Below are 7,416 nucleotides of genomic sequence, written 5' to 3' on the forward strand. Positions count from 1 at the left end.
TCCATGACCGCCACGATCTGCTTGCCGTTCAGGGCGGCCCAGTCGGTGGTGACGATGGTGGCGGTGGGGTTCTTTTCCTGCAGCAGGGCCACGGCCTTGGCCACCTTGGCCTCGTCGGCGTTGCCGGTGCGGCTGAGGATCAGGCAGGAAGCATGGCTGACCTGGTCGTCATAGAACTCGCCGAAGTTCTTCATATACATCTTGACCTTGTTCACGTCGGCCACGGTGACAAAGCTGTTCAGGGTGACGGGCAGGGTCTCGGCCACGCCCTCCACGGCCCGGGTCACGTCGGACAGCTTGCCCACGCCGGAAGGCTCGATGAGGATGCGGTCGGGATGGTAGGTCTCCACCACCTTTTTCAGGGCTTCCCGGAAGTCGCCCACCAGGGAGCAGCAGATGCAGCCGGAGTTCAGCTCGTTGACCTGGATGCCCGCCTCCCGCATGAAGCCGCCGTCGATGCCGATCTCACCGAATTCGTTCTCGATGAGCACCAGCTTTTCGCCGCCGAAGGCTTCCTGGATCAGCTTCTTGATGAGTGTGGTCTTGCCGGCGCCCAGAAAGCCGGAGAAAATATCGATCTTGGTCTTGTTCATATTCAATCAACCTCTGTTTTCTGTTACAGTGAAAGGGCGGCTGACCCGGCACTCCGGGCCGCCGTCTGCTAATACTATTATAACAAAGCCGTCAAGGGGCAAAGGGCACAATTTTCCATGGGAAAGCCACCGTTTTTTGCACGTTCCCGTGCCAAAATGCCCGGAGCTGATTCGTAGAATCAGACAAAGGGGCCGCCGTGCCCTTTCCCTTTTCCTGCCGTGCCGCAGGCAAACACCATCCGATGGGAGGGACCTTTCTTGTACCGTATTCTGATCGTGGAGGACGACCAGTCCCTGGCCCGGTCCATCGCCCGGGTGCTGGCCGACCGGGGCTTCGACCCGGCTGTGGCCGAAGACCTCACCGACATCCTGCCCCGGTTCCGGGCCTTTGACCCCCAGCTGGTGATCCTGGACCTTTCCCTGCCCTACCACAACGGCTACCACTGGTGCCGGCGGCTGCGGGAGGTGTCCGACCTGCCCATTCTGTTTCTGTCCTCGGCGGCGGACAGTCTGAACCAGGTCACCGCCATGGACCTGGGGGCGGACGATTACATCGCCAAGCCCTTTGACGCCGAGCTGCTGGGAGCCCGGGTACAGGCCCTGCTCCGCCGCGCCTACGCCTACCGCCGTGCCCCCGAGCTGGCGGACTGCGGCGGGGTGCCCCTGGACCTGGGGGCCGGGGTGCTGCGGGCGGACACCGGCCCGGTGACCCTGACCCGCAACGAGCTGCGGATCTTGCAGGCTCTGCTGGAGCGGCGGGGCAAGGTGGTGCGCCGGGAGGACCTGATGACCGCCCTGTGGGCCACCGATTGCTACATCGACGAAAACACCCTGACGGTGAATGTGGCCCGCCTGCGCAAGCGCCTGGAAGCCGCCGGGGTGCCGGGGCTCATCCGGACGGTGAAGGGGGAGGGATACTGCATTCCATGAAAACGGTGCTGGCCTATCTGTATGAGCGGCGGCAGGTGCCCCTGACCTGGGGGCTGTGCACCGCCGTCTTTGCCCTGGTGACCCTGCTGTACGGCCTGCCCGCCGAGGGCGCTGCCTACGGGGCGGCGCTGGCCCTGGCCGGGTGCTGCCTGCTGCTGGGGGCCGGGTGGCCGGGGTGGCACCGCCGGGTGCAGGCCGCCCGTCAGGCCGCCGCTGACCCGGACCGGGACCACATCCCCCTGCCCGGGTCCCCCGCCGGCGGGCTGGAGGCCGCCTACCAACAGGCCCTGGACGCCCAGGTGGCCCGGGCCGCCGCCCTGGGCCGGGACCGGCGGGCGCTGCGGGACGACCTGCTGGACTATTTTGCCGTCTGGGCCCACCAGGTCAAGACGCCTCTGGCGGCCATGCGGCTGCTGGTGCAGAACCGGACGGACCCCGCCGCGCTGGAACCGGAGCTTTTCCGCACCGAGGAATACGTGGACGCGGCCATGGGGTATCTGCGCCTGGGGGCGGACAGCCGGGACCTGGCCCTGGCCCCCACCGCCCTGGACCCGGTGGTGCGGCGCAGCCTGCGCCGGTATGCCCGGATGTTTATTCTGCGGCGGCTGCGGCTGGTCTATGCGGGCGCCCCGGAAAAGGCCCGCCCGGTCACCGACCCCAAGTGGGTGGGGTTCATTCTGGAACAGCTCCTGTCCAACGCGGTGAAGTACACCCCGCCCGGGGGCACCGTGACGGTGCAGGCGGACGGGCAGGCCCTGCGGGTCTCCGACACCGGGCCGGGTGTTTCTCCCTCCGACCTGCCCCGCCTGTTTGAAAAAGGCTACACCGGGGCCAACGGCAGGGCGGCGGGGGCGGTGTCCAGCGGGCTGGGGCTGTACCTGTGTGCCCGGGCGGCGGAGCGGATGGGCTGTACCCTGCAGGCCCGCAGCACCCCGGGGCAGGGCTGTACTTTTGTGCTCACCTTTCCCCCCGCAGGCGCCTTCTATGAATGAGCATGTGACAAAACCGTAAGGCAGCGGCCCCGGACTGTAAGCCAAAGCCATGGCAGGGACCGGGCGGCGGGGGTATGCTGGAAACAGCCAGCCGACCGGTTCCGGGCGGCCGGACAGTCTGAACAAAGGAGAGCAACACCCATGCCAAACAAGGAAACGCCGCTGTTGGCCATCACCCACCTGGAAAAGGTCTACACCGCCCGGTTCGGGTCCCTGCGGGTGCAGGCCCTGGCGGACATCAGCTTCACGGTGCCCAAAGGGGAATACCTGGCCATCATGGGGGAATCGGGGGCGGGCAAGACCACCCTTCTGAACATTCTGGCCGCCCTGGACCGGCCCACCGGGGGCAGTGTCTGCCTGAACGGCCGGGACCTGACCAAAATCCCGGACAAGGACCTGGCGGAGTTCCGCCGGGACCACCTGGGCTTTGTGTTCCAGGACTTCAACCTGCTGGACACCCTCTCGGTGCGGGACAACATCCTGCTGCCCCTGGTGCTGGCAGACACCCCTTACGCCGAGATGAGTACCCGGCTGGAGCCCCTGGCCCTGCAGCTGGGCATTGCGGCCCTGCTGGACAAGTTCCCCTACGAGATCTCCGGCGGGCAGAAGCAGCGGGTGGCGGTGGCCCGGGCGCTCATCACCCGGCCCGCCCTGGTGCTGGCGGACGAACCCACCGGCGCTCTGGATTCCCGGTCGGCGGACGCCTTGCTGGAGCTGTTCGGGGCCATCAACGCCGGGGGCCAGACCATTCTCATGGTCACCCACAGCGTGCGGGCGGCCAGCCACGCCCAGCGGGTGCTGTTTTTGCGGGACGGCCAGGTGTACCACCAGCTGTACCGGGGGGCTCTGAGCCGGGAGGAGATGTTCGCCCGCATTTCGGACACCCTCACCGCTCTGGCGGGAGGTGCGGACCATGTCTAAATTCCGGCTGTATCTGCGCATGGGCGCCCGGGGGGTGCTGCGCAACCGGCAGCTCTACCTGCCCTTCACCCTGGCCGCCGCGGGCTGTGTGGCCATGTGCTACATCCTGCGGTTCCTGGCCTACAGCGAACTGGTGGCCACCATGCGGGGCGGGGTGTATGCCGGCCTCATGCTCAACCTGGGCAGCGGTATCCTGGTGTTCCTGGTGGTGTGGATCCTGGTCTACGCCAACGGCTTTGTGATGCACCGCCGTGCCCGGGAGCTGGCTTTGTACAGCGTGCTGGGCCTGCGCCGCCGGGACGTGGGGGCCATCCACGCCGTGGAGACGGTGCTGGTCTGGCTGGCGGGCACGGTGCTGGGCATCGGGGCGGGGGCCTTGCTCAGCAAACTGGCCCTGGTGCTGCTTTTGCGGCTGATGCTGCTCAGCGTGCCCATGGGATTTTCCTTCTGCCTTCCCGGCGCCGCCGAGAGTGCCGCCGCCTTCGCCCTTCTGTTTGCAGGGCTGTACCTGTGGGACCTGCGCCGCATCTTCCGGGCCAGGCCCATCGAGCTGCTCCACGCCGGACAGATGGGCGAGCGGGAACCCCGCAGCCGCAGGCTGCTGGCCCTGCTGGGGGTCCTCTGCCTGGGCGGCGGGTACGCCCTCTCCTTCTTCACCACCGACATGCTCTTTGTCCTTTTGCTGTTTTTCGCGGCGGTGGGGCTGGTCATCATCGGCACCCACTGCCTCTTCGGGGCGGGGAGCGTGGTGCTGCTCAAGGCCCTGCGCCGGAACAAACGCTTCTACTACCATCCCCGCCGTTTCATTGCGGTGTCGGGGCTGCTCTACCGGATGAACCAGAACGCCAGGGGGTTGGCCAACATCTGCATCCTGGTGACCACCGTGCTGGTCAGCGTGGCCACCACCGTCTGCCTGTACGCGGGCATCGAGGTCACCCTGGACCGCAGCTATCCCCACGAGATCATGGTTTCCGGCAGCTGTGACACCGACGCCCTGGCCGACACCGACTATACCTGGCTGGACACCCTCACCGCCCATGCCGCCGCCCCCTGGACCGACGCCCCCGCCCAGGGGTTTGCCTACTGCACCCTGGGGGCGCAGGCCACCCAGGCCGGGTATGTGACCCGCAGTTCCAACGACCCCACCGGCCTGACCGGCTTCTACCTCATTGCCGCCGAAGATTACACCGCCCTCACCGGGCAGGCCCTTTCCCTGGACCCGGGCACCGCCCTGCTCCTCTGGCCGGAGGGCGGCAGCGGGGACCTGGTGCTGGACGGCCAGACCTGGAAAAACGCCGGCCAGCCGACGGAATGGCCCCTGCCCAACATCTTTGACACCGGATTTGACAACGGCACCGTCTGGGTGGTGCTGCCCCGGCGGGCGGACCTGGCCGGGGCGGTGCGGGCCGCCGAAGCCTCGGGGGCCATGGCGGGGGCCCGGTACTCGGTGCTGCTGGACCCCGCCGGCCTGAGTGAGGACCAGCTGCTGGACTGCGCTGCCGCCATCGACGCAGCCCTGCCCCGGGAGGGCATCCAGCCCGGGTTTGACGCCGGACTGTATGTGTACAACCGGGCGGGCATCCGGCTGCAGTACTACGCCATGAACGGCAGTTTTGTCTTTCTGGGGGTGTTCCTGGCCCTGATGTTCAGTCTGGCCACCGTGCTGATGATCTACTACAAACAGCTCAGCGAAGGGTATGAGGACCGCAGCCGGTTCGTCATCCTGCAGCAGGTGGGCCTGAGCGCCGGGGAGGTCCGGGGCGCCATCCGCACCCAGGTGCTGGGGGTGTTCTTCCTGCCCCTGGCGGGGGCCGCCCTGCACCTGGGGGCCGCCTCGCCCATGCTCATGCGGATGATCGCGGTGTTCGGGCTGTCCGACCCGGTGCTCTTCTGGCTGTGCGCCGGGGGCACCCTGGCGGTGTTCGGGCTGTGCTATGTGGGGGTGTACGCCCTGACCGCGCGGCAGTATTACCGCATCGTGCGCATGTGAGGGGACCGGGATCCTATCGGGAAAGGGGCAGGGTTTGCCGTTGCTAACCCTGCCCCTTTACTATTTTGCAAAACGTGCTACAATTACAAAGGATATCATCCAAATCCGGTTCCCCTGTGGGATAGATAAAGGAGTGTTCAACTTTGACCGTGAACGAAAAGATCGCCGCCCTGCGGGCGGCCGCCCAGGCCAACGGTGCCGACGGCGTGCTGGTCATGACCAGCGACCCTCATTGCAGCGAATATGTTCCCGCCTATTACAACGCCCTGCCTTGGCTCACCGGCTTTATCGGGGAGAACGCCACCCTGGTGGTCACCGGCAGTGAGAGCGCCCTGTGGGTGGACGGCCGGTTCTATGTCCAGGCGGACAAGCAGCTGGCCGGCACCGAGATCCAGTCCATGCACGCCGGCGCCGCCGGTGTGCCCACCGTGGCGGAGTTTTTGACCCAGAAGTTCAGCGCCGGTCAGACCCTGCTGCTGGACGGCTCCTGCGTGCCCACCGCCACCGTGCGGGACTACGCCAAGACCCTGGAAAAGGTGGGCGCCAGCCTGCGCAGCCTGGACGTGGTCAGCTCCATCTGGGGCGGCGAGCGTCCGGCCCTGCCCAACACCCCCTGCTTCCTTCTGAAGAAGGAGGTCACCGGCGCCGATGCCGCCGAGAAGATCGCCGCCGTGCGGGCGGAACTGGCCAAGGAGGGCGCCAACGCCCTGGCCGTCACCGGGCTGGACTGCGTGGCATGGCTTTTGAACATGCGGGCCCATGACCTGCCCTGCACCCCGCTGGCGGTGTCCTACGCCTACATCACTGCCGACAGCTGCACCCTCTTTTTGGCTCCGGGCCGCCTGAGCGCGGAAGACGCCGCCGCCCTGGCCGCCCAGGGTGTGGCCCTGCGGGACTACACCGAGCTGCTGGACTTTGTGCGCAGCCGCACCGACGAGGAGACCATCCTGGTCAGCCCCGCCACCACCAACTACGACCTGTACAGCGCCATTGAGGCCAACCCCCACCTGACCGTGAAGGAGGGTGCCGACCCCATCATCGCCCTGAAGGGGGTCAAGAACCCGGTGGAGCTGGCCAACAGCCGGGAATGCCACATCCGGGACGGCGTGGCCCTGGTGCGGTTTGAGATGGACCTGGAAAAGGCCCTGGCCGAAGGCAAGCAGCTGATGGAGACCGACATTGAGGTCATGCTCCAGCGCCGCCGCAGCGAACAGCCCGGGTACATGGAGGACAGCTTCAACACCATCGCCGCCTACGGCCCCAACGCCGCCATGATGCACTATCACGCCGAGGGGGAGGTCAACAGCCCCATTGAGCGCAAGGGCTTTTTGCTCATTGACAACGGCGGCCAGTATGACTGCGGCACCACCGACATCACCCGTACCTATCCCATGGGCCCCCTGACCGAAAACGAGCGCAAGTATTACACCTGGACCCTGCAGAGCCACATCGACATGGCCCGGGCGGTCTTCCTGGATTACTGCACCGGCTTTGCCCTGGACACCTTTGCCCGTGCGCCCCTGTGGGCCCACAAGATCAACTACCGCTGCGGCACCGGCCACGGGGTGGGCTTCATTGCCAACGTGCATGAAGGCCCCCAGAGCCTGCGTCCTCAGAACGGGGTGGTCTTCAAACCCGGCATGACCATCACCGACGAACCCGGCGTGTACGAGACCGACGAGGTGGGCATCCGCATTGAGAACGAGCTGGAATGCGTGTCTGCCGGCACCAACCAGTACGGCAACTGGCTGGCCTTTGAGCCCCTGACCGTGGTGCCCATCTCCACCGAGCCGGTGCTGGTGGACGAGCTGAGCCGCCCCCAGATCGACTGGCTGAACAACTACCACCAGCATGTGTACGAGACCCTGGCTCCCCGCCTGAACGAGGAGGAAAAGGCCTGGCTGAAGGCCAAGTGCGCCCCCATCGGCCGCTGAGTCCCCGACATACCAACAGAACACCGCCCCGCGGCGAACGCCTTGCAGCGTTTTCC

General features: G+C 66.7%; 6 protein-coding genes. 5 read left to right on the forward strand and 1 reads right to left on the reverse strand.

The window, feature by feature from the left end; all coding sequences use genetic code 11:
- Positions 1-593, reverse strand: a 593-nt coding sequence (locus tag Q0K17_RS09510) for a GTP-binding protein (RefSeq protein WP_294542565.1), incomplete at its 3' end; no start/stop codon positions are given.
- 258 nt (positions 594-851) lie between these two features.
- Here Q0K17_RS09510 and Q0K17_RS09515 point away from each other — a divergent pair.
- From Q0K17_RS09515 to Q0K17_RS09535, 5 genes are all read left to right on the forward strand, one after another.
- Complete coding sequence (locus Q0K17_RS09515) at positions 852-1,523, forward strand: response regulator transcription factor (RefSeq protein WP_294542566.1); 672 nt, start codon at positions 852-854, stop codon at positions 1,521-1,523.
- Positions 1,520-2,515 (forward strand): HAMP domain-containing sensor histidine kinase, encoded by a 996-nt coding sequence (locus Q0K17_RS09520; RefSeq protein WP_294542567.1) that lies wholly within the window; start codon positions 1,520-1,522, stop codon positions 2,513-2,515. Before Q0K17_RS09515 ends, Q0K17_RS09520 begins: the two co-directional genes overlap by 4 nt.
- Before the next feature lie 141 nt (positions 2,516-2,656).
- Entirely contained in the window at positions 2,657-3,436 is a 780-nt protein-coding gene (locus Q0K17_RS09525; RefSeq protein WP_294542568.1) for an ABC transporter ATP-binding protein, read from the forward strand.
- Positions 3,429-5,426, forward strand: a complete 1,998-nt coding sequence (locus Q0K17_RS09530) for an FtsX-like permease family protein (RefSeq protein WP_294542570.1) — start codon at positions 3,429-3,431, stop codon at positions 5,424-5,426. The genes Q0K17_RS09525 and Q0K17_RS09530 overlap by 8 nt, the downstream gene beginning before the upstream one ends.
- A gap of 149 nt (positions 5,427-5,575) precedes the next feature.
- Complete coding sequence (locus Q0K17_RS09535) at positions 5,576-7,360, forward strand: aminopeptidase P family protein (RefSeq protein WP_294542572.1); 1,785 nt, start codon at positions 5,576-5,578, stop codon at positions 7,358-7,360.
- Positions 7,361-7,416: the final 56 nt, after the last annotated feature.

Source organism: uncultured Gemmiger sp. (assembly GCA_944388105.1).
GTDB lineage: Bacteria > Bacillota > Clostridia > Oscillospirales > Ruminococcaceae > Gemmiger.

What these genes read in the sequence shown, in the direction of transcription:
- Q0K17_RS09520 (WP_294542567.1), top strand. Translation starts at nt 1,520, where the DNA reads ATGAAAACGGTGCTGGCCTATCTGTATGAGCGGCGGCAGGTGCCCCTG.
- Q0K17_RS09525 (WP_294542568.1), top strand. Translation starts at nt 2,657, where the DNA reads ATGCCAAACAAGGAAACGCCGCTGTTGGCCATCACCCACCTGGAAAAG.
- Q0K17_RS09530 (WP_294542570.1), top strand. Translation starts at nt 3,429, where the DNA reads ATGTCTAAATTCCGGCTGTATCTGCGCATGGGCGCCCGGGGGGTGCTG.